Source organism: Paraburkholderia sp. 32 (assembly GCF_050435345.1).
Taxonomy (GTDB): domain Bacteria; phylum Pseudomonadota; class Gammaproteobacteria; order Burkholderiales; family Burkholderiaceae; genus Paraburkholderia; species Paraburkholderia tuberum.
Genome location: NZ_JBNDKD010000002.1, coordinates 448,447 through 475,006 on the forward strand (window position 1 = coordinate 448,447; position 26,560 = coordinate 475,006).

The following is a 26,560-nucleotide window of genomic DNA, read 5'->3' on the forward strand; positions in this document are numbered from 1 at the left end:
ATTCACAGGTTCGCGACTTGCGCGACACGCGTTTACCTCCTGAGAACAGGGCAATCTTGCGGGGGCTATCGGCGGCGAACGCTGCAGTCGCCCGAGGTTCCAATCGACGTGGCGCCGCGTCCGCTATCGCCCGCCATCTGCATGGGTTCGTCAGGGACGACCGACGTCAAAACCGTCGAAGGCAGATGCCGCATGTCGTTCGGGCTGACCTTGCCGGCGAACTTCCATCCGCCCGGCAGCTTGACAAAGGTGAAGCCGGTCGGTTTGTCGACAAAGACGTCGAAGTTTTTCGCGGGTGCCACGACAGCCCCCTGGCTCGTTCCTGCAGCCACCTGTGCAAAGACGGTGGACGAGGCCGCTACGATCGTGGCAGCAATCAAGTTGCGAAGTACCGGTTTCATTTTGAGCTCCATTTCAATTGAGGAAAGGTGCATGCCGACGACGGCACGGCCTGGCTGCCACATTAATTCGCCAAATATGTGTCGATCGATACAAAATATTAGACCTCAAAAATTGACCCCAGTCCAGTTTTTTGTTATGATCGTTACAAAAAAGAGCAATGGGCTCATGATCCAATCAGGGACGCGGAGAAACATGATGGACGGTCGAGTTGATGCAGCGGCTCCGAAAAGGCGGGGCAGGCCCCGAACCTTCGACCGCCATGCCGCGTTGACATGCGCGATGGAGATGTTCTGGCTGAAGGGTTTCGACGGCTGCGCGATTAGCGACCTGACTGCCGCCATGAACATCAATTCGCCAAGTCTCTACGCCGCGTTCGGTAGCAAGGAAGACCTGTTTCGCGAGGCAGTCGACCTCTACGGGACGCTTGAGGGAGAGGCGACTCGGTGTGCGTTGGGGGGGGCACGCAGCATCCGAGATGCGCTTGGCGCGATGCTCAAGCGTAGTGTCGACATGTTCACGCGCGGTCCGCAGCCACGCGGTTGCATGGTGATGCTTGGCACGCTGAACATCAGTGCCGACCAGAGGGAGCTTCGTGCGCTGCTGCGCAAACGGCAGAGGCAGATCCTCGACGTGATCTGCAAGCGCATCGCGCTGGCAGTCGACGACGGCGAAATCGCGCAGTCGGTGGACATCGATGGTTTGTCAATGATGTGCGCGGTGCTGTTTACCGGCCTGGCGGTCCACGCCCATGACGGAGCCGGCCGGGCGAAGCTGAATTCGGCAATCGATGCCTTCATTGCCACTTTACCGGTAACGGGCCAGTCCAAGGCCGCGCCGCGCGTCGCGGCTGGAAAAAAAGGCACCGTGACAGCGCAAGGCTTGTCATGAGCAACTGGAAAACCGCAACCAGCATCATGTAAAGTGGGCCGCTACGCCATCGTTATGGCCGATGTACCTCGGAAGCCGCCATTGGAACCGCTCGGGGCCGAACGGCAGCTCAGGGTCGAACTGAGCCTTTCGGCAAACATTGAGCGCGAGGAATGAACGACTTCGGGTGCTACGCCGTGTCCGGCTGGCGGGCTTTGATAATCATGTAGCGGGCCTGAACCTCGCGTCGAGAGGCGCAGGGGTAGAGTCAACTTGCCGGTAGCGAGACGCAATGGTGCCAGAGGTCGCCATTGCTCAGCAAGCACTCGACGGATTCTGGGTGAGGTCGGTGAATTCGTGCCACGCAGCGAATCGAGCCGCAAGGTGTTCGCGATAGAGCGAAGCACGCAGCAGATGCCGCTTGAGCGCGAAATGCTGCCGTATCGGACCGAAACACGAAAGGAATGCCTGCGTGCGTTTGCAGTCGCGAAATCCCCGCATGCGACGCTCGCGTTCGCGGGTGGGTTGGTGGCTGTTCTCCGCCCGATTGTTCACGCGCGCGGCGGCTTTAACGAACACGTGTTTGACGTTCGCCAATTCGGGAATGTCGGCCTTTGCGGCCGGGTAGCTGCGCAGTTGGTCGGTCACGAACTTGCGCGGCACAGGGCATGAGCGAAGTACGCGGTTGAAGAAACGTTTGGCTGCAGCCTTGTCGCGCCGCTTCTGCAAAGGATCCCGAGTTCGGCACCGTGCTCGTCGGCGGCCGGCCACAGCAGGTATGGCTCACCGCGCAGCGTCACGAACATCTCATCGAGATACGGTGCTGCCCGGTTTGCGGCGCGCAACCTTGACGCGATGCGCGAAGCCCACGCCGAACTTGTCGCACCATCGGCGGATCGTCTCGTAGCTCACCACCACGCCGCGTTCGAACAGCAATTCCTCGATATCGCGCAGGCTTAGCTGGAAGCGGAAATACCAACGCACCGCGCAACTGATGACTGCGGCGGGAAAGCGGTGACCGTGATAGAGCCAGTTCGTCTTTTTCATCGCGACATCTTACGCGACCCCCTCGGTAACGTGACAACGCCTGGCCCGGCTATGCAAAGTCATTTCCGGGACGGAACACTAGGCGTTTTGCGAAAAAGGCCGAAACATCGGCTAAAACTGTTGGGTTGGTCGCAAGGGCCTGGCGAGATGCGTTGTTGTGTCGCGTCACCTCAGTGGGAACGCCTGCAGCTATGAGTTCACCGGCGTACTTCTCCGCTTCCACGTGCAACAGGTCATTCTGAGCACTGGCAATCAGCGCTGGTGGCAGCCCCTTAAGCCTTCTGGACTCAATTGGTGCCGCATAAGGATGCATCCGATTCGAAGCAAGTGGCAGGTACGCCCAATACCCACGAGCGCACTCACTAGCACCGAGATCTGCCGACGGAACCTCGCGTTCGTCGGCCATCCTTGTCATGCTCGGATCCAGCAACGGCGCCAGGAGAGCCTGTGCGGCAAAGGAAAATTCTCCGCGGTCGCGGGCCATTGCGGCCAGACATGTAGCCAGATTGCCTCCGGCGTCGTGTCCTGCAACACCGATACGCCTTGCGTCAGCACCGTGCTGGCGCGCGTTGGTGACTGCCCAATGAGTTGCGCGATATCCATCTTCCAGCGCTGCAGGAAAGGGAAACCTGGGTGCCAACGAGTAGCCTACTGAGACGACCCACGCCGGCGTGCCCATCGCGATAGCGGTGGCGGTGTAGTCGGCATCGTCAAGCAGACCGCCTACAAACCCACCCCCGTGGAAGTAGACCACTATTGGCAGAACTGACGCCTTGTGGTAGGGACGATAAGTTCGCAACGCTATCTCCTGCGCGTGCCCAGCGACAAAAAAATGCTTGGTCAGTACTGTCGTGTCATCCGTTGGTTGCATTTTCCAGCTGACGCTCGTACGCCAGATATCAAGTTGCGATGCGACACATTGTGGGCCAAGACGGCAATCAGATAAATTGTTATAATCCGGAACACAATTCGTTCCGACGGAACAATCCGGAACCTGACCCTTCGAATTCTTCGCAGCGCCGTCGCTGGATTGATGGCACGCTGAAAGTGAGACTATATGGACCGGTTTCAGGCAATGCAGGTGTTCACCAAGGTCGTCGAGATGAAAAGCTTTTCGCGCGCGGCAGACGCTCTCGATCTTCCACGCGCCTCACCGACGATCATCATCAAGAAGCTTGAGGCCCATCTTCAGGTTCGTCTCATGCAACGGACGACGCGACGCCTGAACCTTACGCCCGAGGGCGCCGAGTACTACGAGCGCTGCGTGCGAATCCTTGCGGAAATAGACGAAACAGAAGATCTCCTTGTCAACACGGGTAAAGGGCCGCGTGGGCGGCTGCGGGTCGACATGCCCGCATCTATCGGCAGACTTATCGTCATGCCAAGGATTGAGGAATTTCGCGAGCGATTCCCGAACGTCAACCTGATGATTGGCTTCGGTGACAAACGGGTGGATTTGATACAGGAAGGTGTTGACTGCGCAATTCGAGTCGGAGAACTTGAGGATTCAAGCCTCGTCGCGCGCAGGCTTGGCAACCTTCTCACACTCACTGCTGCAAGTCCTGAGTACATTCGCCGCTTTGGCGAACCGCGACGAATTGAGGATCTTGAGCAACATCTTGCCGTGCACTATTTTTCAAGCCGTACTGGAAGAATCACGAATTTCAGCTTTGAGAAAGGCGATGGCAGCACTGACGTCAAGATGACCGGAGCGCTCTCGGTGAATGATGCTGACGCATACGTCATGTGTGGCGTCAGCGGCGCAGGACTCATCCAGGCGCCTAGGTTTATGCTCGCACCGTATCTGCAATCTGGAGAGCTTGTCGAGATACTGGCTGACTGGAAGCCAAGAACAATGCCGATTGCGGCCGTCTATCCGCATAACCGCCACCTCGCTCCGAAGGTTCGCGTCTTCGTGGAGTGGATCGCAGAACTTTTCGACAAGTGCCCTCTGATGTCTGATGAAGTTGATTCGGATGGTCGTTGTCCAATCAGCCACTCCATCAGATCGATGTTTCAAATGGACCCGCGAGTGGTCCCGCATCATTCGGCAATCCATCCAGCTGCGCTTGAAACTCACGCGTGAGCGCTAAACACGGGCGCGTACTCGATCCGCACACTTTACTCTTTCGTGTTGCGCAACCGTACCCTGAGATCGACACGCGGAGACAGGTAACCGAGCCGACGGTCGAGCTTCAGTGCACATTGCGGCAACAGAATCCACGTGACAGGAATGCTCATCAACTGTCTTCGCGGCCGGAATCTGGACCCCGGCACCGGTCGCCGGGTTGCGACCGACGCGCGCGGCCCATGCCCCCGTCGAACAGGCACCGAACCGTATAATCTGGACTTGTCGCCTTTCGTCACGGTCGTCCTAATCAGCGCGTCGAGCATTTCAGAAGCCGGCGCCTTGCTGGTGCCTGTCTCGGCGGCGACGGCATCTACAAGTTCCTTTTGTGGCTTTGTCACAGTAAGGGTCAAAGAGCGAGCGAGATCGATATGCGAAGTACTGCTTCTATTGCGAGCTCGTAGAATTGATCAGCGGCGGACGGATGGGCTCCGCGAGCACATTCCAGTCAGCTTTATATTCGGGCTTATTGCAGCCTGATACGCTGCGGCCCACTATGAAATCCGCTGGCCGGCGTTGTCACGTTACCGTGGCGGTCGCGTAAGATGTCGCGATGAAAAAGACGAACTGGCTCTATCACGGTCACCGCTTTCCCGCCGCAGTCATCAGTTGCGCGGTGCGTTGGTATTTCCGCTTGCAGCTGAGCCTGCGCGATATCGAGGAATTGCTGTTCGAACGCGGCGTGGTCGTGAGCTACGAGACGATCCGTCGATGGTGCGACAAGTTCGGCGTGGGCTTCGCGCATCGCGTCAAGGCTGCGCGCCGCAAACCGGGCAGCACCTGGCACCTGGCATCTCGATGAGATGTTCGTGACGCTGCGCGGTGAGCCATACCTGCTGTGGCGGGCCGTCGACGAGCATGGTGCCGAACTCGAGATCCTGTTGCAGAAGCGGCGCGACAAGGCTGCAGCCAAACGTTTCTTCAACCGCGTACTTCGCTCATGCCCTGTGCCGCGCAAGATCGTGACCCACCAGTTGCGCAGCTACCCGGCCGCAAAGGCGACATTCCTGAATTGGCGAACGTCAAACACGTGTTCCTTAAAGCCGCGGCGCGCGTGAACAATCGGGCGGAGAACAGCTACCAACCTACCCGCGAACGCGAGCGTCGCATGCGGGGATTTCGCGACTGCAAACGCACGCAGGCATTCCTCTCGTGTTTCGGTCCGATACGGCAGCATTTCGCGCTCAAGCGGCATCTGCTGCGTGCTGCGCTCTATCGCGAACACCTTGCGGCTCGATTCGCTGCGTGGCACGAATTCACCGACCTCACCCAGAATCCGTCGAGTGCTTGCTGAGCAATGATGACCTCTGGCACCATTTCGTCTCGTTACCGGCAAGTTGACAAAGCCGTGCGAACCAGTAGTTGTCTGGTTTTTCTCCAATGTCCGGCGGTGCAGTTGGTCTCGCCGCCGGACATTGATAAGGCTATGACGCCCGTGAGATGCCGCAGACAGACGCGGTAAGACCTCCAGTCTGCTGACAGGGGTACTTGTGCGCGGAAGCCTGTCATGGTTGACATTTCGTATTGTGATAAATAGCATGTCAAAATGGCACTCACGAATGTCCAGTTTTCTGTCGCCGCACACATTCTCGCCGTTCTGGGCTACCACTACGGTCGGGAAGTCACGTCCGCAGTGTTGGCGGAGAGCGTGAACGCGGAACCGACGTTTATCCGACGAGCTCTGTCGAAACTGTCGAAGGCTGGTCTCGTTACAGCCACCCGTGGCCGCAACGGGGCATGCGTGCTGGCTCGAGCGCCCGGCAAAATTTCGCTTCTTGACATCTACCTTGCCAGCGAAGCTCCTCCCACGTTCGCAGTACACGGATATCCAGTCGAAAAAGCGTGTCCGATCAGCTCCAACATCAAGGGCTCAATGGCCGACGTATTTGAGAAGGCACAGGCGGGGTTCGAAAAGAGCCTTTCACAGCAGACTCTCGCCGACGTGATCGCGAACATCAGGAAAGGGGAGGTCAAAACAACTGCAAAGACCCAGAGACGCGCTGTCACCAAGTAAGCGGCCGGCGCCACGTTGACAATCGCCGATGCCAAGCCGCGTACACTCCGGGCTATGTTCGGCAATCCACCGAGCGCATCGTCTGCGTATTTCCAAGCTAGTAGTCCGCAGCGGCGAAGGCGGGTATTGGCGCTCTATTCGTTTCGGCTCCCCTCAATCACTTCGCCGAAAACGTCCGAGAATATTTGTCTACGAACGCGTAGACGGTGACAAAAATATTGCCGTGCCACTGCCGCCGCTGCCGGGCTTCAGTGCGCGCAAAATGCGTGAAGATTCGTGGCTTGAGAATATACCGGCCCACCACGCCCTAGTTAGATGGTGCCTCGGCGGGGTCCGGTTTTTCGACCGGACCCGACAGTTTGAAGGTATTGTCTTCCCACTGCTTGCCATCGATCAGGCCATACGACTTCCAGTCTTCCGGCGCGATCTTTTCCACGCTTAGAATGGACGTGTGGTAATGATCGAACACGTCGATCATCTGCCGCAAAACGGGCGGCGTGCCATACAAAATGTCGTCGGCCAATACGACAGCAAACGGGCTGTCTCCCACGAGCTTTTCCGCGCACAGCACCGCATGGCCGAGACCGAGTGCTTCTGCTTGCCGTACATAGAAACAGTCGACCTGACTGGATTTGATATTGCGTACGAGTGAGAGCAGCTTTTCCTTTCCGCGTGCTTCCAGTTCGGCTTCAATCTCGTACGACTTGTCGAAATGATCTTCGATCGCGCGCTTCCTGCGCCCGGTCACGAGATCATTTCGGTAAGCCGACCACAATTGCTTCTTCAACGGCGTACTGGATCAGCGGTTTATCGACGATAGGAAGCATCTCCCTCTGACTTGCTTTGGTTGCAGGCAAAAATCGTGTGCCGAGACCGGCAACGGGGAAGATTGCTTTGGTCACTTTAAGCATGAGCTTCGAATCTCGATTGTGAAGTGATCATGTGCTCGCGCCGTACATTTTCGCAATAGGCGCCAAAAAGAACCTGCCCGTTCAGCGGATGGACGGGCAGGTTAAGCCGAGGTATTGAAGGTTCGCCAATGGGGACGAACCCGCAGCCAGTATGTCCGCCCATGCGTTCATTCAATAGGCGCACGTCGGATCGCGCTTAGCAGTTGACCGAACGTTCCAGTAAAGCTGCTTTCGGTGTTGGACCCGGTGCACACTGATGTGTTGCGCTGCTGTCGGCGGGCTGGCATTCAAAGAGTATGCGTTCCTGCTGGATGGCGGATTGGCGAAAAGGTTTTGTCAGCGACAAGTCTTTCAGAATGGATAGACCTTACACGTCTATTATCGCCAGAAAATCTGCCAAGGCGGCTGCATTAATTTTCGCGAATAGGACATGAATCGCCACGCTGGAAAGATGATGGAAGAAGAATCCGATATTTCTGATGCGATTGCGAAGTTCAATCTGTCGTATTTACAGCTTGCGCAGCAGATGGGCGTTGTTGCGTTAATCACGGGTAGCCCAAGCGCAGTTTCATACGAAACCATCATGAGCAAGTTATCCGGAAACGTAGCCATTGTCACAGGTGCGTCAAAAGGAATCGGCGCGGCAATTGCGAAGTCGCTCGCAGCAGAGGGCGCATCCGTCGTCGTAAATTTCGCATTCAGTAAAAGAAATACCGACGATCGGCGCCCACAAGGCAACGGCACTCCAGATTTATGGTCAGGTTGCGGACAACGCTCAGTGCATCGTCAGCTCGTGTGGCGTTTCGGACAAGTCCAATCCGTACATCGCCGTGACCGTAACCACTGTGCCACCTCGCTCGCGAAAAATTGTCAATCGCGCTCAGCTCTCCGTTCCTTTTTTTTGGTGAAGATTGTTCATTTTGGAGAAAGTGTGATTTCCATTTACACAATTTAAAAAATGATTGCGACGATATAGACTGCGTTTGTAACTGTTGTCCGTCGAGAGCCGCAATCTCGCGATGCGCGGTCAACTAGCCATCAATACTAGTCGTGGAGCTATCATGAAGCCCGGATTTCTGAATGTCGTTTTCCTGACAATGCTCGCAACACTTTCAGCCTCGACGTTCGCGAGCGGGTTTGGCCCTGCACCACACTACGACCCAATCATTGGCGCTCCGGCTTCCCAGCGTGGCCTTAGCGTACAAACGCTCGCAGCCGAACGTGAGACAGCCTACAGCGACCGGACATCATACGGTTCATCTACGAATGCTACCGCGCAGGCGGGCACAAGCAAATCTGTGGGTGCCCATCTGAGCTCGCAGATTGGACAGTGAGCAACTGGACATTCGACGTGGGACGATACGACGTCGATGATTCGACGCACGCACGGTCATACAGTTCAATGTCGTCTTTGAATAAAGGCAGCGCCCATGTGAGTCTATTGCCTGCGGCTTCTGCCGGATCTGCGCATGCAGAGGCAAATGATGGCTCTGCATGGCTAGTAGTGGTCAAGCATTTGGAAGAGGCGAGCAGTGGCGCGCTTCGAGATATTGCCAAGGGGGTCTCTCGGAATGCCGGTCCTTCTGTTCGGGCCACTGCGAGTGGTTCTCCCGGCGGTGGCTCATTTCAAAACCCCCTTTGCGTTCGCGTTTCTGAACCGCATTCGCGTGTGTTCACGGTTGTCGAAGAGCTTGACGAAAAAACCGTCATGCTTTCGTGGCATGACGCCACCTCTGGTCGGTTTACCGACCAGAGGTGGAAGCTGTCACGCGCTAGAACTAAGACTCGGTGCGTCATGAGCGGAGCGCCCGTCGAGCCAGGAGACACGGTGTATCGCCCAACACGCCAGACGTACCCGACTCTCACAGACGAAGATGTAGTTCTCGCTTCCGCGTTAGGCGCAGTCAAGTCGGCCACGGCTGACACATGAGGAATTGACCCGCGCGGTTCCACGATTGCGTTGATATTTAGGCACATGCTGCGACTGGCCGACGGCGGCATTGCCTATTCGCTTGTCCTCTTACTCGAAGGTTACCGGGAGGGATTCACGTAGCTTAGGGAAATGCCGATTAATGAGCTGCCGGGTCGGCTTGCAGATGAAGGGGCGTCGAATTTTCCGGATAACGAATCGAATCGGTGCTCATTTCGGTGAATTTGGCTCGTAAGCGAGCCTCCCTGGTTGCATGTTTCACACGCAGGACGGATTGCTCCCATGAACCGATCGCAGCAGATTTCGCGCAATCACCAGATTCGCCAGAGCGAACAGGCTGAACAGTTGCGCCGTGTTCCTGGCCAAGCCCTTGTATCGGGTCTTGCGATGGTGAAAGAGGTTTTTGACGATATGGAACGGATGCTCGACCCGCGCCCGGATCTGCGCCTTGGTCCGCTCGGTCGCAATCACCAGGTCCTTCAGTGGGCCTTCCGACATCGCCCTGATCTTTCCGCGCTTGGCCGCGACTTGCCACTTCACCGTCTTGCCCTTCATTTCCTCGCGCTTGTCTACGCCAATGTAGCCCGCGTCGGCGAACGCCTCCTCTTCATGCCCGTGCAGCAGGGCATGCGCCTGCGACACATCCGACACGTTGGCCGCCGTGCCAACCACACTATGGATCAGGCCCGAAGCGGCGTCCACGCCAACGTGGGCTTTCATTCCAAAGTGCCATTCGTTTCCCTTCTTCGTTTGATGCATGTCCGGGTCACGGCTCTTCCCAGCGTTTTTGGTCGACGGTGGCGCTTCGATGATCGTCGCATCGACCAGCGTGCCTTCCTTCATCAGCAGTCCACGCTCACACAGCGAAATACCGATCTCGTCGAGCAGCTTCCGTGTCAGTTCGCGTTCGATCAGCAGGCGCCGGAACTTCAACAGCGTAGTCGCATCCGGCACGTTCTCGACCGCCAGATCGATGCCTGCGAAGGCGCGCACCGCGATGCTGCCATACAGCGCGTCTTCCAGCCCTTCGTCCGACAGACCGTACCACTGTTGCAGGAAGTAGATCCGCAACATTCGCTCCAGGCCAATCGGCGGACGGCCTCGCGTGCCCTTCGGGTAGTGCGGTTCGATTGCCGACTGCAAGCGTTGCCACGGCACAATCTTCTCCATCTCCGCCAGGAAGCGTTGGCGCCTCGTCACGCGCTTCTTGCCTGCAATTTCCGCTTCCGCGAAGCCGATCTGCCTCTTCATCGTCGTGGGCCCGTTCCGTGAGCTGCCTTCTATAACGTCCTCGGCTACGTCACCGATGACCGCCGAGCTTTATTAATCAGTGTTTCCTTAGCCAAATGGTTCAGGACACATAGCAAAAACGAAGACCATGGACCACCTTGAATCGATCCGCACATTCGTGAGAGTAGCCGAGATCGGCAGTTTCGTTGGAGCGGCTAGCACACGTGGTGTTTCCAGCGCTGTGACAACAAGATTGGTGGGCTCCCTTGAGAGCCGATTGGGCGTGCAACTGTTCCTTCGGACGACCCGCCGCGTCTCGCTCACTGAGACAGGACAAATTTTTCTGGAGAGGGCAAGGCAAATCGTCGCCGATATTGACGAAATCGAATCTCTCGTTGCCAATCAACAGGCCGCACCAGCAGGTCCGTTGCGAATTGCGGCCCCTCATTCATTTGGTCATAACAGGCTCGGCCCGCTACTGAAGGCCTATGTGTCACGTTATCCCGAGATAAAACCTCACGTAACGCTGACGGACAAGCTTATCGACCTCGTTGAACTTCGCATCGACGTTGCGATCGTTCCGGAAGGTTGGGACCTTGGCAACACAGTTGTCACGCGCAAATTGTCGATGTGCGAACTAGCAGTCGTAGCCTCTCCGGAATATATAGAACGGCACGGGCTACCACTGGAACCGTCCGATCTCCGCACTCAACTGCTGCTCCACGAAGGCGCCCACATCAGCGTGACGCGTTGGGCAATTGCACAGTCTGAGGGGCTGCAGATGCGCCCTGCAAACTCAATTGGAGCAAACAGCGTCGAGATGCTGGGGCAGCTTGCTCTTGAAGGAATTGGCGTGGCGGTAATGCCGACATATCTTGTGGAAGCCGATATTGCGCAGGGAAAGCTCGTGAGAATCCTTCCAGAGCATCAGTTACCACATATAGGCCTGAACCTGGCCTTCGCCAGTCGAAAACATCTTCCTGCCAATATCCGTACGTTCGTGGATTTCATGATCGAGCAGCATCGCCCCTGATTTCATGATGAAGTAAGAGGCCTCCACTTCCGATTTTGATGATGAAACGCCTCCGGACAACTTTTGCGCAGTGCAATCGCTTCGCGGCGTGGGCGAAATGAAGTTCTTCGGCGACAGCGACAGCCATGAAATAACGAAGATGACGAGGTTCCATGCTCATCCCCTGCTATCAGATCTGCGGTTTCTACCGGCTTGCCTCGGCCTCAGGATCGCTGGGCTGCCAACCACCACCGAGTGCCTTGAAGGCAGCAACGGCTGCGCGTGCCGATTCCGTTTGCGCCTGCACCCGCTCATCGGAGGCGCGTAGCAGGTTGTCGTCGGCCTGCAGGACTTCGATCAGGCTGACGACGCCTTTTTGATAGGCGGCGAACGAGGCCGCTCGCGCACGGCCAAGGGAATCCACTCCCTGGGTGAGCACCGCGGCCTGCTCCTCGCGCTTGACGAGTGCCGAGAACGAGTTCTCGACATCTTCGGTCGCGTGAAGCGCAGCGAGCCGATACGCAGCCAACTGTTCCGCCTCCTGACCCTTAGCCTGCCCGATCTGCGCATTGATGCGGCCGAAATCAAACAGACGCCAGCGCAGCCCCAGCACGCCAGCGGCCTGACTGGCGCCGCTACTGAACAGGTTGCCGCTGGCCACCGAGGTGGCGCTGCCGATCAATCCACTGAGCGACACCTTTGGGTAATACTCGGCGATGGCCACGCCGATGCGCGCGTTCGATGCAGCAAGGCGACGCTCCGCCACGATCAGGTCGGGCCGGCGCCTGAGCAGCTCTCCCGGTGTTCCCGTGGCCGCGATCTGCGGGGCGGCCGGGATGTCGCCAGCTTCGGCCAGCTCGGCCCGATGCGTGCCGGGCTGTGAGCCCAGCATCACATCCAGCGCGTTCATGGCCGCGTCGAGACCCGTCTCGAGCACTGGCACGGATGCCCGAACCTGAGCCAGCGCACCTTCAGCCTGGCTCACCTGAAGGTCGGCCGCCAATCCTTTGCCATACAGGAGGTTGATGGTCGAGAGCAGATCCTGCTGCGTCTGCACCTGCCGCCGGGCAACCTTCAGACGGGCCTGCAATCCACGAATCGTGATGTAAATATCGGCAGTCTGCGCCGCCACTGCCAGGCGCGTGGCCACCGCACCGGCTTCCGAAGCCTGGTATTCGGCAAGTGCCGCTTCCCGCCCGCGACGCAGGCCACCAAACACATCCAGTTCCCAGCTCGCGTTGAAATCGGCCTCGTAATCATTGCCGTAGCGATCGAAACCGGGCGTCGAATTCAGGACTCGCCCCAAGGGGGTTTCAACCGACTGGTAGACTCGCGCCGCCTGCCCGCTGACATTGCCGGACGGCAGCAGCGCGGCATTCGCCGCGCCAAGTCCCGCGCGTGCCTGCGAGACGCGAGCAGCGGCCTGCGCGAGGTCGAGGTTCTGTTCCAGCGCGAGCGTGACGAATCGTGTGAGTTGCGGATCACCGAAACCCGCCCACCACGTGACAAGGTCGGCGCTGGCCGCGGCGTGCCGGTGATCCACCGCCGCCTGGCCCTGGAACTGCTCGGGCATGGCGACATTGGGCCGGACATAATCGGGGCCTACAGCGCAGCCTGCCGAAAGGCTGGCGACAATGACCGCGGCAAGGATGGGTTTGGGTAGCATGAGCGTCTTCGCAAGGGTTCCGGTTGTGACTATAATACCAAATAGTCACTGGTTGTCCATTCCTGTATGCTCTACCCATGAAAAAAGCCACCCCTTCCCCCATCCCGGCGCGCGGCCCCGCTGACCACGAGGTACGCGATCAGATCGTTGTCGCCGCCACCGAGCACTTCAGCCGGTATGGCTACGAGAAAACGACGGTCTCAGACCTCGCCAAGGCCGTCGGTTTTTCCAAGGCCTACATCTACAAGTTCTTCGAATCCAAGCAGGCCATTGGCGAGATGATCTGCGCGAACTGCCTGCACGAGATCGAAACCGAAGTCAGGGCGGCCGTCGCACAGACCGATCTGCACACCGGAGAAGCTGCGGCGGATGTTCAGCGTCTTCACCGAAGCGAGCCTCCGTCTGTTTTTTCAGGACCGCAAGCTCTACGAGATTGCCGCGTCTGCGTCCACGGAGAACTGGCAGGCGGCGCTTGCGTATGAAGCGCGCGTCCAGAAGCTGCTCCAGGACATCCTGCAGGCGGGCCGGCAGAGCGGGGACTTCGAGCGCAAGACGCCGCTCGATGAGACCGCGATGGCGATCTATCTGGTGATGCGCCCGTACCTCAACCCATTGCTCCTGCAGTACAGCTTCGATTACACCAGGGTCGCGCCTGCACAACTGTCCAGTCTCGTGCTCCGCAGTCTGTCGCCTTGACGGAAATTTCGATTGTGACCATTGACTATTTTGGTTACTAGAACCATAATGAAAGCCCCGATCACTCCGTCAATGGGTCTTTCATGTTCCGGCGTCGCCTTGCTACCTCTACAGTCGTCTGTGCACTGCCACTTGCGCTAGTCGCCTGCGGCGCCAAAAGCGCCGCCCGATCCGCGCACCGAGGCCCCATTGGTGCGCATGGCCGTCGTTCAACGCGCCGTCCCCGCGTCCCGTTCGTTTACGGGGACCGTCGCGGCACGCGTGCAGAGCGACCTGGGTTTCCGTGTTTCGGGCAAGGTGCTCGAACGGCTGGTGGATGCCGGCCAAACCGTCAAACGCGGTCAGCCGCTGATGCGCCTCGACCCGATCGATCTCCAGCTTGCCGCGCAGGCCCGGCAGGAGGCGGTCACCGCCGCGCGAGCACGGGCGCAGCAGACCGCGCAGGATGAGGAGCGCTATCGCGACCTGCGCGGCACGGGTGCGATCTCGGCGTCGGCCTACGACCAGGCCAAGGCGGCTGCCGATGCCGCCCGGGCGCAGCTCAGTGCGGTCGAAGCTGACGCCGACGTTGCGCGCAACGCGACGGGTTATGCCGAACTGTTGGCGGACGGCGATGGCGTCGTGATGGAAACGCTGGCCGAACCGGGCCAGGTCGTCAGCGCCGGACAGCCCGTGGTGCGCCTGGCCCACGCCGGGCGCCGCGAGGCTGTCATCCAGCTACCCGAAACCCTGCGCCCCGCCATCGATTCGGTCGCCCAGGCCACGCTGTTCGGCAACGGCGGTGTGAGCGTGCCGGCGACGCTGCGCCAGCTTTCGGATACGGCGGATCCGCGTACCCGGACCTTTGAAGCGCGGTATGTGCTGCAGGGAGAGCTGGCCGACGCCCCACTGGGCGCCACGGTGACGGTCCAGATTCCGGACGCGCGTTCCGCGGTGCAAGGCGGTTTGCAGGTGCCGATCGGCGCGCTGTTTGACGCGGGCAAGGGACCGGGGGTGTGGGTCATCAACGGCGCGCCGGCCAAGGTTGCCTGGCGGCCGGTTACTGTCGAACATCTGGACGACGATAGTGCTCGTGTCGCCGGTGAGATCAGGCAAGGCGACCGGATCGTCGCGCTCGGCGCGCAGCTGCTGCGCGAAGGCGAGCAGGTCCGGGTGACAAGTCAAGCCGTCGCCATGACGGCCGAGGGAGCCCGTCCGTGAGCGAAGGCCGTTTCAACCTGTCGGCGCTCGCCGTGCGCGAGCGCTCCATCACCCTGTTCCTGATCTGCCTGATTTCACTGGCCGGGCTCGTTTCGTTCTTCAAGCTGGGCCGGGCGGAAGACCCGGCGTTCACGGTCAAGGTGATGACCATCATCACCGCGTGGCCCGGGGCGACCGAGCAGGAAATGCACGATCAGGTCGCCGAGAAGATCGAAAAGCGCATGCAGGAGCTGCGCTGGTACGACCGGACCGAGACCTACACACGGCCAGGCCTCGCCTTCACGACCTTGACCCTGCTCGACAGCACCCCGCCGTCGGAAGTACAGGAACAGTTCTACCAGGCCCGGAAAAAAATCGGCGACGAAGCAGCCAACCTGCCGTCCGGCGTGATCGGGCCGATGGTCAACGACGAATACTCGGATGTCACCTTCGCGCTGTTTGCGCTCAAGGCCAGGGGCGAACCGCAGCGCCTGCTGGTGCGCGACGCGGAGACGCAGCGCCAGCGGTTGTTACATGTACCGGGCGTGAAGAAGGTCAACATCATCGGCGAGCAGGCCGAGCGCATCTACGTCCAGTTCTCCCATGAGCGCCTGGCAACGCTCGGTGTGAGCCCGCAGGACGTGTTCGCCGCGCTCAATGGGCAGAACGCCCTGACGCCCGCCGGCTCCGTGGAGACCAAAGGTCCGGAGGTGTTCATTCGCCTGGACGGTGCCTTTGACAACCTGCAGAAGATCCGCGACACGCCGGTCGTCGCGCAGGGCCGCACGCTGAAGCTGTCGGACATTGCCACCGTTACGCGTGGTTATGAAGATCCGGCAACGTTCATGATCCGCAACAACGGCGAACCGGCACTGCTGCTGGGTATCGTCATGCGCGACGGCTGGAACGGGCTTGATCTCGGCAAGGCGCTGGACAGCGAGGTCGGCGCAATCAACGCCGGGCTGCCGCTGGGCATGAACCTGACCAAAGTCACCGATCAGGCCGTCAACATTCATTCGGCGGTCGACGAGTTCATGGTGAAGTTTTTCGTCGCTCTGCTGGTGGTCATGCTCGTGAGCTTCGTGAGCATGGGCTGGCGCGCGGGCCTGGTGGTTGCGGCGGCCGTGCCGTTGACGCTGGCGGTCGTGTTCGTCGTGATGGCCGCGACCGGCAAGAACTTCGATCGCATCACGCTCGGATCGCTGATCCTCGCGCTCGGCCTGCTCGTGGACGACGCGATCATCGCGATCGAGATGATGGTGGTAAAGATGGAGGAAGGCTACGGCCGCATCGCCGCCTCCGCCTACGCGTGGAGTCATACGGCCGCGCCGATGCTGGCGGGCACGCTGGTGACCGCCGTCGGCTTCATGCCCAATGGTTTCGCGCGCTCCACGGCCGGCGAATACACCAGCAACATGTTCTGGATCGTGGGGATCGCGCTGATCGCATCGTGGGTCGTCGCCGTGGTCTTCACGCCCTACCTGGGTGTGAAGATGCTGCCCGACTTCAAAAAGGTCGAAGGCGGCCACGACGCGATCTACGACACGCCGCGCTACAACCGCTTCCGTCAACTGCTCACGCGCGTTATCGCGCGCAAATGGCTGGTCGCCGGTTCGGTCGTGGGGCTCTTCGTCCTGGCCATCCTCGGCATGGGCGTGGTCAAAAAACAGTTTTTCCCGATCTCCGACCGTCCCGAAGTGCTGGTCGAGGTGCAGATGCCCTATGGCACGTCCATCTCCCAAACCAGCGCCGCCACGGCGAAGGTGGAAGCGTGGCTGGCCAAACAGAAGGAAGCCAGGATCGTCACCGCCTACATCGGGCAGGGTGCGCCGCGCTTTTACCTGGCCATGGGGCCGGAATTGCCCGATCCCTCGTTTGCCAAGATCGTGGTGCGCACGGACAGTCAGGATGAGCGCGATGCATTGAAGCAGCGACTGCGTCAGGCAGTCGCGGGCGGTCTCGCTTCGCAAGCGCGCGTGCGGGTTACGCAACTCGTATTCGGTCCATATTCGCCGTACCCGGTCGCCTACCGTATCTCTGGCCCGGACCCGGACAAGCTACGCGGTATTGCGGGAGAAGTTGAGCAGGGGATGGAGGCCAGTCCGATGATGCGTACGGTCAACGCCGACTGGGGCACGCGCACGCCCACGCTGCATTTCACGTTGCAGCAGGACCGATTGCAGGCGGTGGGGCTGACCTCCAGCGCCGTGGCGCAGCAGCTGCAATTCCTGCTCAGCGGCGTACCGGTCACCGCCGTGCGCGAAGATATTCGAACCGTGCAGGTCATCGCGCGTTCGGCCGGCGATGTTCGTCTCGACCCGGCCCGGATCGGCGATTTCACGCTGGCTGGCGCGAACGGGCAACGCATTCCGCTGTCGCAGGTGGGCAAGGTCGACGTGCGCATGGAGGAGCCGGTCATGCGCTGGCGGGACCGCGTGCCGACGATCACGGTACGGGGCGACATTGCCGACAACCTTCAGCCGCCGGACGTATCGACGGCGATCACGAAGCAGCTTCAGCCCATCATCGCCCGGCTGCCGACCGGCTACCATATCGAAGAGGCGGGCTCCATCGAGGAATCGGCTAAAGCGACGACCGCCATGTTGCCGCTCTTCCCGATCATGCTGGCGGTTACGCTCATCATCATCATCTTCCAGGTGCGTTCGATCTCCGCAATGGTGATGGTGTTCCTGACCAGCCCGCTGGGCCTGATCGGGGTGGTGCCGACGTTGATCCTGTTCAGGCAGCCGTTCGGCATCAATGCGCTGGTCGGTCTCATCGCGCTATCGGGCATCCTGATGCGCAACACGCTGATCCTGATCGGACAGATCCACCAGAACGGGCAGGCGGGGCTGGATCCGTTCCATGCGGTCGTCGAGGCCACCGTGCAACGTGCCAGACCGGTGATCCTGACGGCCATGGCGGCGATCCTCGCTTTCATCCCGCTGACCCATTCGGTGTTCTGGGGAACCCTCGCGTACACGCTGATCGGCGGTACGTTCGCCGGGACGATTCTGACCCTGGTCTTCCTGCCGGCCATGTATTCGATCTGGTTCAGGATCAGGCCAGGTACCGCGGGTGATATGCGTAAAGATCGGCATGAGCAGGCGCAGCCTTCCGAGCAAACGCTGGAGGACGCGCTCGACGCGCGCAGTTAAAAACACCATCAATTCACCGTATCGAAGGAAACTGCCATGTCGAATTCCACTGTTGTCGTTGTTACCGGCGTGTCATCGGGTATCGGACGCGCTGCCGCTGAGAAGTTTGCCAGGCGGGGGTGCCGCGTATTTGGCACCGTGCGCAGCATCGCAAAAGCGGCGCCTATCCCGGGCGTCGAGCTTGTCGAGATGGATGTTCGCGACGATGCTTCGGTCCAGGCTGGAATCCAGTCCGTCATCGATCGCGCCAGGCGAATCGACGTGCTTGTCAACAACGCAGGAACGAGCATGATTGGCGCGGTCGAGGAAACGTCGACTGCCGAGGCCTCGTCTCTGTTCGACACCAATGTCTTCAGCATCCTTCGCACGACCCAGGCTGTACTCCCCCACATGCGGGCACAACGCGGTGGAAGGATCGTCAATGTCAGTTCGGTGCTCGGGTTTCTCCCGGCCCCGTACATGGGCCTCTATTCGGCATCGAAGCATGCTGTCGAGGGGCTGACCGAAACCCTGGATCATGAGGTGCGCCAGTTCGGCATACGCGTCACGCTGGTCGAGCCATCCTTTACCAGGACCAATCTGGACGTCAACGCGTCTCAGGCAAGCTCGAAAATCGCTGCCTATGACCGCGAACGTGCCCTTGCATCAAGCGCAACTGTGAACAGTGTCAAAGGTGGCCCCGCGCCCGATGGCGTGGCAAAGACAATTGTCGAAGCGGCGCTTGGCAGCTGGCGAATGCGTCGTACGCCCGCGGGCGAGGCATCTCTGCTGAGCAAATTGCGGCGCTTTATGCCCTCCCGCCCGGTCGATTCAAGCTTGAGGAAAACATTCGGACTTGCTTGAAGCGCTCGTCCACGCATCACATTGCGGCCAAGGTTCGACGAGCCCCTGTTTCTGAAAAAGGCGTATCAGTTATCAGGGCAACCCCATGACCCTCAATACAACCATCGACTAACGCACGACCTGTCGATCCCCGACATCGAGCCCTCGCCCGACATCAAGGCCGCTGCGGCTCTGGTCGCGCCGAGGGTGCAGTTCGGCGCGGGCGTACCCTGCGAATCATTTCACCAACGGAGTAACGGACCATGTCATCCCAGAATGTTTCCAGAATTTTCGTCATCGGGGCGACGGGGGCACAAGGCCTACCCGTCGTTCGCGGCCTCGTCAGCGATGGGAAATATTCCGTTCTCGCTCTCAGTCGAGATCCCAACTCGGCTCGCGCGAAGTCCCTCGTCGACCTCGGCAATGTATCGATCCTGGAAGGTTCGTTCGCAGACGAAGCTAATCTGCGGAAGGGTTTTCGCGCATGCGATGGGGCCTTTATCAACATCGACGGCTTCAATACAGGAGAGAAAGCGGAAACCTACTGGGCGATCCGCTGCTACGAAATCGCTCTCGAGGAAGGGGTCAAGTTCTTCGTGTACGGCAACCTCGACTATACGCTGAAGAAGGCGGGGTACGATTCCAGGTTCCGTACTGGTCACTATGACGGCAAGGGCCGCATGGGCGAATGGATCTTATCCCAGAATCAAGACAACAAGGACAGAATGGGTGCGGCGCTCTTCACCACGGGCCCATACATGGAGATGGCGTTCTCGTCCCAGACACCCATGACACCAACCGTGGAGGACGGCATCGTAACCTGGAGAGTGCCTCTTGGAGATGGCGCGGTCGTCCACGTCGCGATCGAAGACTGCGGATACTATGTTCGTTGGTTGTTCGACAACCCGGGACGCGCCAGCGGCATGGATCTCGAGGTTGCGATCGAGCACGTCAGGTATGCTGATCTCGCCGCTGCGTTCGAGCGGGTAACGGGGCATCCCGCCCGATATATCGATACGAGTCTCGAGGCCTACTTCGGTGGCCCGCTGAAGGCGGCCGCCGATCTGCCTGCGGGATACAACGCAGACCCCAACGACAAGAGTACGATGACCTTCCGGGACAATTTCACCGGGTTCTGGAACCAGTGGAAGCATAACATCATCAAGCGCGACTATGCTTTGCTGGACGAGATCCATCCGCACAGGATCAGGAACGTCGAGCAGTGGTTGCGAAGAGAAGAGCAGTTGGAGAGAGAGGCTGGCCGAGCGGGGCTCTGGGAGAGGATTCAGCCCGAGCACTTGCACAAGCATTCGATCCTGAAGCTTGGTGAAGACCAGAGGCGCGGCAAATTGTAAGGAATATTTAGCAATTAGCCCTGCAATAATCGTTCAGGCTGCGCGCCTTCTCGGGGACGTATTCGAAGCGAACTCGCAGGGCGCCTCCGCAGATCGTCGTGACTTTCATCGGGACGGATGATCGGATCGTCACGGCTCCCGTCGCCTCGTGCGCGTCAAACTACCGGGAGCGCACGGTCGAGTCGTCGACCGCCTTCGTGAACGAATCCGACATGCCTGGAGCAGGCTCATCCCCTGAGCACCTGATCTGCAGTTCTTATAGCTTTCGGTGACTATGATCAGTCGCTCCCTGCACATAACGAGAGTGCTCATCTGACACGGTCCCCCCACGAAGGTCCGTTATCTGAGCGGAGCAGCTGTTCAAACGACCGCGTGAGCGCGAATCCGAACGGCTGAAGATGGCCGAACCCGGTCCGACAGCAAACTTCGGTGAGGGGGCTGAACACCGCCGGTTTCGATCGGCGGCACCCGACCTAACCGGCATCCTGTGGCGGCGATTCCGTCAGCCACAGCCTTACTTGCGGCCGCATGCTGAATACCGGTTTCTCGGCCCAGGCCGAAAACGCGCCCTGCCAGTGGCGCCAGATGTAGTCGTGAAGATCAAATTCCTCGTCAAGTTGCCCTCTACCGTCGTCGCACAGGAAGCAATAGGGCGAAGCGCCAATTCACGCGCGCCGAACCTTCGCACACGCCTGGTGAACGGCGTCGGACACACCCATTACCGCGGAGCTTGCGCGTCAGGGTGCAAACGCAGTTAGCTTCCTCCACATCCGTGTGCGCACTGGCGGTGACGTCGGACAGGTCTTTGCCACGAGTCTCCGGAAGCAACAGCGCCGCCATCACAACCAGCAGGTAGGACACGCACGCGCACAGACCCATCGCGCTTCCAAGTCCAGGTTTTGCACTGACCACGCCGACGATGGCTGGCATCACGACGCCGGACGCGCGGCCGGCATTGCCGCATAGCCCTTGTGCCGATGCGCGGATCCGGGTCCGGGAACAGTTCGGCCAGGTAGGCGCCGGTGCCCGCTGCGGTGCCGGATTGCAGCGTGCCGGGCACGAACCCGAGCAGCAGCGTGACAGGCAGCGTCAGCGGCGCGAGTGTGTAGATCGCAACCGCCATTGCCTGAAGACAGGCAATCACGACGAAGGTGCGGCGCCGTCCAAAACGGTCGGCCATCCAGCCGTTCAGGAAAGCGCCGGCGAACGAGCCGAGAATGTTGATCGCGAGATAGCCGCCGACGTTCGTGATCGACAGATGCAGCACGAGCTTCAGATACGCTGGCGGCCAGGTAATCATGACGTAGTTGCCGCCATAAATCCCGAACGTCAGCAGGACTGCCTTAAACGTCGTCGTACAGATCGGGCGGTCAAAGACGGGCTATACGCGCGGCGTGTCGTCTGGGCGCGCGAGGCAAGCCTGCGTGAAGGCTGACGCCTCCTTGCGCCGGATCCACAAGACCAGCAGCGTCGGTACAAGCCCGATCGCGAAGAGTACACGCCACGCGAGCGACGGCTCGAGCGTGCTGAAGATGAGCGTCGACAGCACGCCGTATCCGACAGCCCAGCCGGCCTGCAGCGAACCGACCGCGCGGATCGCTATGACATCGGCGTGCGGCTTGGCGACCAGGTGGCCAAAGACATGGTCGCTGTACGCATTGCGCCGGACATGACGATCGCGATCGTAGGATCGCCAGACGGTTGTGGTGCATTTGGAATGCGTCGATCTGTTACGCTCGAGCTTTTGATGAGCACGAGCCAATGGGCAAGTTCAAAGACATCGACAAGTCGTTCAACGGGCGCCACTTCGACCGCGAAATTATCGTCCTTTGCGTGCGTTGGTACCTGCGTTACAAGCTCAGCTTTCGAGACCTCGCTGAAATGATGGCCGAGCGCGGTCTGTCTCTGGCACATACTACAATCATGCGCTGGGTGAAGCATTTCACGCCGGAGTTCGTCAAACGCTGGAATCGCTGGGCGACGACAGCCGGTCAGTCGTGGCGCGTTGACGAGACCTACGTGAAGATCCGTTGCAAATGGGCTTATCTTTACCGCGCGGTTGACCGGGCTGGAAAGACGGTCGATTTCCGGCTCAGCGCCAGGCGCGATGTCGCTGCAGCAAAGGCGTTCTTCGCAAAGGCGACCAGATTTCAGGGGCGTGCTCCTCGAACAATCACGTTGGATGGCTATGCGGCTTCTCACCGCGCAGTGCGCGAGATGAAGACCGACGAATTGCTGCCCGCGAACACGACGGTGCGCTCGTCGAAGTACCTGAACAATTTGATCGAGCAGGATCATCGCCACATCAAATCGCGGGTGAACGTGATGCTCGGGTTCAAACGCTTCCAAAACGCGGCCGTGACAATCTCCGGTATCGAGCTGATGCATCGCATTCGCAAAGGTCAGTTCGATCTCGCGGCCGCGCATCTCAAAGATACTGCTGCGCCCTCGATTTGGACGGCGGTTCTTTCGGCTCGTTAATGCAGCCAAGAAAGGCGGTCTTCTCGCTCGCCCGCGCTATTTGCACCATAACCAAGTATCTCAACAACATCGTGGAAGTGCGACACGAAGTCGCTTACAGAAGTTGTTCACCCTTCTCGCCGTATAGAAGGAGTGAACCACCGGTGTCACCCGGTGAATCTAGGAGCCTGAATCAAGAGCGGCTCTGACAACGTAACGAAACGCTGCAAGGCGTGGGGTATCAATCGCGAGAGGCGTACCCTTCTGGCAGCCATAAGCCGGATGAGTGCCAGATAGTCGGTATGGTGAAAACATTTGAATCTGCAATAGGGTCGTTATGTTGAACGAGCGGAAATGGCTATCGCGCTCGAACCAAAACGGTACCGGAGGTGGGAACAGCGTCTTTCTATTACGCTTTCGTGATCCATATACCTCCCGGCCCAGAGCCGGCACCTAACCCGACGTACTTCCATAAGCGGAACGTGGGAACCCCGTATCGCTCCCTTCGGGGACAGCAGGCTGCGAGGTCTGCTCATGGCGGTGCGGGCACAGGATCGGGGAAAAAGCGAATGCCCGGCTGTAATGGACGGGATACGGGTTGCAACATCACCCGACGCGAAAGCGGGCAGACTTCCTCGTGGTCTCTCTTCACCAGAGAGCTTGCAGAACCATCTATACGGAAGGAAAGCAAATGAGTGCAGCAACACGGGCGCGTGCACCTTCTGGCGTGGCGTGGGACGGCATCAATTGGGCCGATGTTCAACGTCAGGTAAGAAGGCTGCAGTCGCGTATGGTGAAGGCTGTGCAGGCCGGTCGCCATAACAGGGTGAAAGCCCTGCAATGGCTGCTGACCCACTCGTTTAGCGGCCGTGCATTAGCCGTGAAACGGGTGACTGAAAACAAAGGCAGGAACACCCCCGGTGTGGACAAGGTAACGTGGAACACACCGGCGGCAAAGGCCAACGCGATTGCGTCGTTGAAGAGGCGGGGTTATTCGCCCCTTCCGCTTCGGAGGGTTTTTATTCTGAAGAAAAACGGCAAGACGAGGCCGCTCGGCATCCCCGTGATGAAATGTCGCGCCATGCAGGCGTTACATCTGCTGGCGCTGGAACCTGTTGCGGAAACCACCGCCGATCTGAACTCTTACGGGTTCCGGCCGGAACGCTCAACTGCTGACGCGGGAGGACAATGCTTCATCTCTCTGGCGAAAAAGGCGAGTGCGGAGTGGGTGCTGGAGGCCGACATCCAGGGCTGTTTGGATCTCTCATAGCAATGCCCCTTGGTTCATGAAGTGCGTTCGAAGAAGTCCGGCTGATCGTTGACGACCTTGATACGTAAGCCTTTGGCTCGTCCACGACGGACCAGTACGGCGTCGAGTTCGCCGCGCTTTACACGCTGCAACACCGTTTGACGGGAAACGCCAAGTCGTCGCGTTGCGACTTGCATGGCGACGTATCCATCAGGAGTACTATCAACAAAGAGGCCACGCAACGCTTCCGTGATGCGGATGCGCCAAGGTGCGCCGGTCGTGGGATGCTCGCCAGCGATGAAGCCGGCGTTGACCCAGCGGTGGAGTGTCGACGGTGCGGTGCACAGTACCCGGGCGGCCTGGCGAATGCTGAGCAGTTCTCCTTCAGGCCGTTCAGCCGGTGGTTCGAAGCAGGGAATCTTCCAGTGACGGCGCAGGTTGCCAACAAGGTTCTGGTTGAAACGAAGGCCCTGTGCGCTCAGACGGCCTTGCGCGTTGAGGATGCCTGCGATGGTCGCATCGGGATAGTGCTGCGCGAGTCGACGTACCAATGCCAGGGTATCTTCGTCGGTGCGAATGGTGGCAGGACGCGAGCGAGGTAGTGCAACATCGCATTCGGTGAGCTTGCCGCCGCGCCAGCGCAGCTTCAGATGAGCCTGATATTGTTCGCGATTGACGGTAATCGAAACCTCCTCGAGTAGCGTGCGCAGCAACTGCTTCCTGTCGCGCACGGCGAGGCTCGGCGCCTCCCATAAGCGCTGGAGATCCTGGCCGAGCGAGAGCAGGTTGTGTCGTTCCTGAGCACTCAATGTTCGCGGACGAAGTTGTTCACGACGGGCAAGCTCCTGCTGTGCCTGCTCGAGTTCGTACAACTGCTTCTCCCATTGCGCTTCGAGCCCGCGTGCGACGAGGCGGTTCTCGGGATCCACGGCACGGTATCGCCGCTCGGCACGCTGTGCTTCATACTGCGCCCGTTCAACGCTCAGGCGCCACTGCGCGAGCGCGGCATCATGATCAGCTTCGAGACGTTCAGCCGCGCGTACGGCAGCCTCAAGGCCTGCGGGTTCAACCGCATGGAGAAAGGCCTGAGTAACTGCCGCGTCGATTTGCAGGCCGCCGACGTTAAGGCAGTAGACGCCGCGACTATTCTCGATCCCTTTGTTCGAGCAGTGGTAACCAGGCGTCTGGTTGGTTCCACGATAGTGAGTTCCAAGTTTGCGGCTGCAGTGGCCACATGTTGCCAGACCTTGCAGCAAGGCGGTACCTTCTCTCACGGCGCCGCCGGCTTCGTGGGGGCGGGGCTTGGTATTGGTAGCCAGACGCATTTGATTGGTCTCGTAGGTTGCCCAATCGATGTAACCTTCATGATGATCGCGGATGAGCACGGACCACTGCGACTGAGGCAGGCGTCGTATCCGTGTCTTGAGCACACCGTGCTCGTCGACATAGCGTTCTTTGCGGCTCTTGCCGTAACAGTAGGCACCAGCATAAACCGGATTGGTGAGCACGTTGTAGATCGCGATGTAGGTCGGTGCGACCCAGCGGATCGCTTCAGGGGTGCTGTAGTTGAGCTGCAGCGGGAACGATAGGTTCTCTGCGCGAAACCATAGCCAGACACGGCGAGCTGTGCCGAACTCGCTAAAGCGGGCGAACACCGCACGCAGCACGCTGATAACGGCTTCGTCCGGATGCAGTCGCACCTCGCCTTCAGCCTCGCCCCAAACCATTCCAGTAGGCAGACCTCGTCGCAGTTCGCCTCGTGCAGCCTTGTTCCGGATGCCACCGTCGAGACGCGCACGCAGGGTATGCAGTTCGGCCTCGCTCATCGTGCCCTTCAGGCCGAGAAGCAGACGATCGTTGAAAAGCGCCGGGTTGTACACGCCGTCGGCGTCGCCGATAAGCGTATCGGTCATGGTGCAAAGGTCGAGCAACCGGTACCAGTCAGAATTGTTGCGCGCCAGACGTGACACTTCGAGCCCGAGAATGATGCCGGCGTGCCCGAGTGCGACTTCGGCAGTCATGCGTGCGAAGCCGCCGCGGCTTGCCGTAGTGGCCCCCGAAAGCCCCAGGTCATCGTCAACTACGCAGACGTGCTGCTCGGGCCAGCCGAGGGCGGTGGCTCGCTGGGCGAGCGCGTACTGGCGTTGCGTCGATTCACGGTTGTTCTCAACCTGGTTGGCGCTGGACTGGCGAATGTAGACGAACGCGGTGCGCTGCAAATGACTGGGACTAATCTTGCTGCTGGCCTCACTCATCATCGTTCTCCCGCTGGCCCTGACGGCTTTGCGTCACGACCCTCGCGATTGCGCGAGCGAGTGCGTCGATCACCGCGTCGCGCGCCGTTTGGTCCAGTTGTTCCCATAGGCTGCCGTCGTCCGACGGCAGGTCCGCTAGGGGCAGGTTCAGTTGCATCGTCGCTCTCCTGTTCCGTCTG

Annotated in this window: 18 protein-coding genes and 8 pseudogenes; 15 read left to right on the plus strand and 11 right to left on the minus strand. The window is 59.6% G+C overall.

The window, feature by feature from the left end:
- Nucleotides 1-65 precede the first annotated feature (65 nt).
- Nucleotides 66-401 carry a hypothetical protein gene (locus OKW26_RS17415; RefSeq protein ID WP_429354521.1) on the minus strand — a complete coding sequence of 112 codons (336 nt, stop codon included), beginning with the start codon at nucleotides 399-401 and terminating at the stop codon, nucleotides 66-68.
- A 280-nt stretch (nucleotides 402-681) separates the two neighbouring features.
- Between OKW26_RS17415 and OKW26_RS17420 the strand changes: the two genes are divergently transcribed.
- Complete coding sequence (locus OKW26_RS17420; RefSeq protein WP_429354522.1) at nucleotides 682-1,290, plus strand: TetR/AcrR family transcriptional regulator; 609 nt, start codon at nucleotides 682-684, stop codon at nucleotides 1,288-1,290.
- Nucleotides 1,291-1,584: 294 nt separating this feature from the next.
- On the opposite strand, the pseudogene OKW26_RS17425 reads toward OKW26_RS17420, so the two are convergent.
- Together OKW26_RS17425 and OKW26_RS17430 are read right to left on the minus strand one after the other, a co-directional pair.
- Nucleotides 1,585-2,316 (minus strand): annotated as a pseudogene (locus OKW26_RS17425) (IS6 family transposase).
- A gap of 49 nt (nucleotides 2,317-2,365) precedes the next feature.
- Nucleotides 2,366-3,187 carry an alpha/beta hydrolase gene (locus OKW26_RS17430; protein WP_429354523.1) on the minus strand — a complete coding sequence of 274 codons (822 nt, stop codon included), beginning with the start codon at nucleotides 3,185-3,187 and terminating at the stop codon, nucleotides 2,366-2,368.
- Between the two features lie 186 nt (nucleotides 3,188-3,373).
- Between OKW26_RS17430 and OKW26_RS17435 the strand changes: the two genes are divergently transcribed.
- Nucleotides 3,374-4,402 carry a LysR family transcriptional regulator gene (locus OKW26_RS17435; RefSeq protein ID WP_429354524.1) on the plus strand — a complete coding sequence of 343 codons (1,029 nt, stop codon included), beginning with the start codon at nucleotides 3,374-3,376 and terminating at the stop codon, nucleotides 4,400-4,402.
- Between the two features lie 156 nt (nucleotides 4,403-4,558).
- On the opposite strand, the pseudogene OKW26_RS17440 reads toward OKW26_RS17435, so the two are convergent.
- A pseudogene (locus tag OKW26_RS17440) lies at nucleotides 4,559-4,785 on the minus strand (HU family DNA-binding protein); the annotation flags it as partial.
- A 212-nt stretch (nucleotides 4,786-4,997) separates the two neighbouring features.
- On the opposite strand from OKW26_RS17440, the pseudogene OKW26_RS17445 reads away from it, so the two are divergent.
- Together OKW26_RS17445 and OKW26_RS17450 are read left to right on the plus strand one after the other, a co-directional pair.
- A pseudogene (locus OKW26_RS17445) lies at nucleotides 4,998-5,738 on the plus strand (IS6 family transposase).
- Nucleotides 5,739-5,990: 252 nt separating this feature from the next.
- Nucleotides 5,991-6,458, plus strand: a complete 468-nt coding sequence (locus OKW26_RS17450; protein WP_429354525.1) for an Rrf2 family transcriptional regulator — start codon at nucleotides 5,991-5,993, stop codon at nucleotides 6,456-6,458.
- 231 nt (nucleotides 6,459-6,689) lie between these two features.
- Here OKW26_RS17450 and OKW26_RS17455 read toward each other — a convergent pair.
- Nucleotides 6,690-7,369 (minus strand): annotated as a pseudogene (locus OKW26_RS17455) (UTP--glucose-1-phosphate uridylyltransferase); the annotation flags it as partial.
- A 583-nt stretch (nucleotides 7,370-7,952) separates the two neighbouring features.
- Here OKW26_RS17455 and OKW26_RS17460 point away from each other — a divergent pair.
- Together OKW26_RS17460 and OKW26_RS17465 are read left to right on the plus strand one after the other, a co-directional pair.
- A pseudogene (locus OKW26_RS17460) lies at nucleotides 7,953-8,087 on the plus strand (SDR family NAD(P)-dependent oxidoreductase); the annotation flags it as partial.
- 684 nt (nucleotides 8,088-8,771) lie between these two features.
- Nucleotides 8,772-9,299, plus strand: a complete 528-nt coding sequence (locus OKW26_RS17465; protein WP_429355246.1) for a DUF3331 domain-containing protein — start codon at nucleotides 8,772-8,774, stop codon at nucleotides 9,297-9,299.
- Nucleotides 9,300-9,557: 258 nt separating this feature from the next.
- On the opposite strand, the gene OKW26_RS17470 is transcribed toward OKW26_RS17465, so the two are convergent.
- Complete coding sequence (locus OKW26_RS17470) at nucleotides 9,558-10,550, minus strand: IS5 family transposase (protein ID WP_429354526.1); 993 nt, start codon at nucleotides 10,548-10,550, stop codon at nucleotides 9,558-9,560.
- Between the two features lie 127 nt (nucleotides 10,551-10,677).
- On the opposite strand from OKW26_RS17470, the gene OKW26_RS17475 reads away from it, so the two are divergent.
- Complete coding sequence (locus tag OKW26_RS17475; protein ID WP_429354527.1) at nucleotides 10,678-11,562, plus strand: LysR substrate-binding domain-containing protein; 885 nt, start codon at nucleotides 10,678-10,680, stop codon at nucleotides 11,560-11,562.
- Nucleotides 11,563-11,746: 184 nt separating this feature from the next.
- On the opposite strand, the gene OKW26_RS17480 is transcribed toward OKW26_RS17475, so the two are convergent.
- On the minus strand, nucleotides 11,747-13,207 hold the full coding sequence (locus OKW26_RS17480; RefSeq protein WP_429354528.1) for an efflux transporter outer membrane subunit: 1,461 nt from the start codon (nucleotides 13,205-13,207) through the stop codon (nucleotides 11,747-11,749).
- A gap of 77 nt (nucleotides 13,208-13,284) precedes the next feature.
- On the opposite strand from OKW26_RS17480, the pseudogene OKW26_RS17485 reads away from it, so the two are divergent.
- From OKW26_RS17485 to OKW26_RS17505, 5 genes and pseudogenes are all read left to right on the plus strand, one after another.
- A pseudogene (locus OKW26_RS17485) lies at nucleotides 13,285-13,903 on the plus strand (TetR/AcrR family transcriptional regulator).
- 83 nt (nucleotides 13,904-13,986) lie between these two features.
- Nucleotides 13,987-15,103: pseudogene (locus OKW26_RS17490) on the plus strand (efflux RND transporter periplasmic adaptor subunit).
- Nucleotides 15,100-18,240, plus strand: coding sequence for an efflux RND transporter permease subunit (locus OKW26_RS17495; RefSeq protein ID WP_429354529.1), 3,141 nt, complete (start codon nucleotides 15,100-15,102; stop codon nucleotides 18,238-18,240). The pseudogene OKW26_RS17490 and the gene OKW26_RS17495 overlap by 4 nt, the downstream one beginning before the upstream one ends.
- Before the next feature lie 36 nt (nucleotides 18,241-18,276).
- Nucleotides 18,277-19,083, plus strand: a complete 807-nt coding sequence (locus OKW26_RS17500; RefSeq protein WP_429354530.1) for an oxidoreductase — start codon at nucleotides 18,277-18,279, stop codon at nucleotides 19,081-19,083.
- A gap of 242 nt (nucleotides 19,084-19,325) precedes the next feature.
- Nucleotides 19,326-20,417 carry an NmrA family NAD(P)-binding protein gene (locus tag OKW26_RS17505; RefSeq protein ID WP_429354531.1) on the plus strand — a complete coding sequence of 364 codons (1,092 nt, stop codon included), beginning with the start codon at nucleotides 19,326-19,328 and terminating at the stop codon, nucleotides 20,415-20,417.
- A 754-nt stretch (nucleotides 20,418-21,171) separates the two neighbouring features.
- Here OKW26_RS17505 and OKW26_RS17510 read toward each other — a convergent pair.
- Both OKW26_RS17510 and OKW26_RS17515 read right to left on the minus strand, forming a co-directional pair.
- Entirely contained in the window at nucleotides 21,172-21,717 is a 546-nt protein-coding gene (locus OKW26_RS17510) for an MFS transporter (protein ID WP_429354532.1), read from the minus strand.
- An 81-nt stretch (nucleotides 21,718-21,798) separates the two neighbouring features.
- Nucleotides 21,799-21,966, minus strand: coding sequence for a hypothetical protein (locus OKW26_RS17515; RefSeq protein WP_429354533.1), 168 nt, complete (start codon nucleotides 21,964-21,966; stop codon nucleotides 21,799-21,801).
- 42 nt (nucleotides 21,967-22,008) lie between these two features.
- Here OKW26_RS17515 and OKW26_RS17520 point away from each other — a divergent pair.
- The 3 genes and pseudogenes from OKW26_RS17520 to OKW26_RS17530 form a co-directional block, all read left to right on the plus strand.
- Nucleotides 22,009-22,116, plus strand: a pseudogene (locus OKW26_RS17520) (LysR family transcriptional regulator); the annotation flags it as partial.
- A 62-nt stretch (nucleotides 22,117-22,178) separates the two neighbouring features.
- Complete coding sequence (locus OKW26_RS17525) at nucleotides 22,179-22,898, plus strand: IS6 family transposase (protein ID WP_429354534.1); 720 nt, start codon at nucleotides 22,179-22,181, stop codon at nucleotides 22,896-22,898.
- A gap of 670 nt (nucleotides 22,899-23,568) precedes the next feature.
- Nucleotides 23,569-24,147 (plus strand): reverse transcriptase N-terminal domain-containing protein, encoded by a 579-nt coding sequence (locus tag OKW26_RS17530; RefSeq protein WP_429354535.1) that lies wholly within the window; start codon nucleotides 23,569-23,571, stop codon nucleotides 24,145-24,147.
- Between the two features lie 14 nt (nucleotides 24,148-24,161).
- On the opposite strand, the gene OKW26_RS17535 is transcribed toward OKW26_RS17530, so the two are convergent.
- Nucleotides 24,162-26,381 carry a recombinase family protein gene (locus tag OKW26_RS17535; RefSeq protein WP_429354536.1) on the minus strand — a complete coding sequence of 740 codons (2,220 nt, stop codon included), beginning with the start codon at nucleotides 26,379-26,381 and terminating at the stop codon, nucleotides 24,162-24,164.
- Nucleotides 26,374-26,538 carry a hypothetical protein gene (locus OKW26_RS17540; RefSeq protein ID WP_244144848.1) on the minus strand — a complete coding sequence of 55 codons (165 nt, stop codon included), beginning with the start codon at nucleotides 26,536-26,538 and terminating at the stop codon, nucleotides 26,374-26,376. The genes OKW26_RS17535 and OKW26_RS17540 overlap by 8 nt, the downstream gene beginning before the upstream one ends.
- Between the last annotated feature and the right edge of the window lie 22 nt (nucleotides 26,539-26,560).

Bases quoted from the DNA above. Each gene is read 5' to 3' on its own strand.
- OKW26_RS17420 (WP_429354522.1), top strand. From the start codon at position 682: ATGGAGATGTTCTGGCTGAAGGGTTTCGACGGCTGCGCGATTAGCGAC.
- OKW26_RS17465 (WP_429355246.1), top strand. From the start codon at position 8,772: ATGTCGTCTTTGAATAAAGGCAGCGCCCATGTGAGTCTATTGCCTGCG.
- OKW26_RS17500 (WP_429354530.1), top strand. From the start codon at position 18,277: ATGTCGAATTCCACTGTTGTCGTTGTTACCGGCGTGTCATCGGGTATC.
- OKW26_RS17415 (WP_429354521.1), bottom strand. From the start codon at position 401: ATGAAACCGGTACTTCGCAACTTGATTGCTGCCACGATCGTAGCGGCC.
- OKW26_RS17435 (WP_429354524.1), top strand. From the start codon at position 3,374: ATGGACCGGTTTCAGGCAATGCAGGTGTTCACCAAGGTCGTCGAGATG.
- OKW26_RS17530 (WP_429354535.1), top strand. From the start codon at position 23,569: ATGAGTGCAGCAACACGGGCGCGTGCACCTTCTGGCGTGGCGTGGGAC.
- OKW26_RS17480 (WP_429354528.1), bottom strand. From the start codon at position 13,207: ATGCTACCCAAACCCATCCTTGCCGCGGTCATTGTCGCCAGCCTTTCG.
- OKW26_RS17450 (WP_429354525.1), top strand. From the start codon at position 5,991: ATGGCACTCACGAATGTCCAGTTTTCTGTCGCCGCACACATTCTCGCC.
- OKW26_RS17525 (WP_429354534.1), top strand. From the start codon at position 22,179: ATGGGCAAGTTCAAAGACATCGACAAGTCGTTCAACGGGCGCCACTTC.
- OKW26_RS17430 (WP_429354523.1), bottom strand. From the start codon at position 3,187: ATGCAACCAACGGATGACACGACAGTACTGACCAAGCATTTTTTTGTC.
- OKW26_RS17510 (WP_429354532.1), bottom strand. From the start codon at position 21,717: ATGATTACCTGGCCGCCAGCGTATCTGAAGCTCGTGCTGCATCTGTCG.
- OKW26_RS17535 (WP_429354536.1), bottom strand. From the start codon at position 26,381: ATGAGTGAGGCCAGCAGCAAGATTAGTCCCAGTCATTTGCAGCGCACC.
- OKW26_RS17470 (WP_429354526.1), bottom strand. From the start codon at position 10,550: ATGAAGAGGCAGATCGGCTTCGCGGAAGCGGAAATTGCAGGCAAGAAG.
- OKW26_RS17505 (WP_429354531.1), top strand. From the start codon at position 19,326: ATGTCATCCCAGAATGTTTCCAGAATTTTCGTCATCGGGGCGACGGGG.
- OKW26_RS17475 (WP_429354527.1), top strand. From the start codon at position 10,678: ATGGACCACCTTGAATCGATCCGCACATTCGTGAGAGTAGCCGAGATC.
- OKW26_RS17540 (WP_244144848.1), bottom strand. From the start codon at position 26,538: ATGCAACTGAACCTGCCCCTAGCGGACCTGCCGTCGGACGACGGCAGC.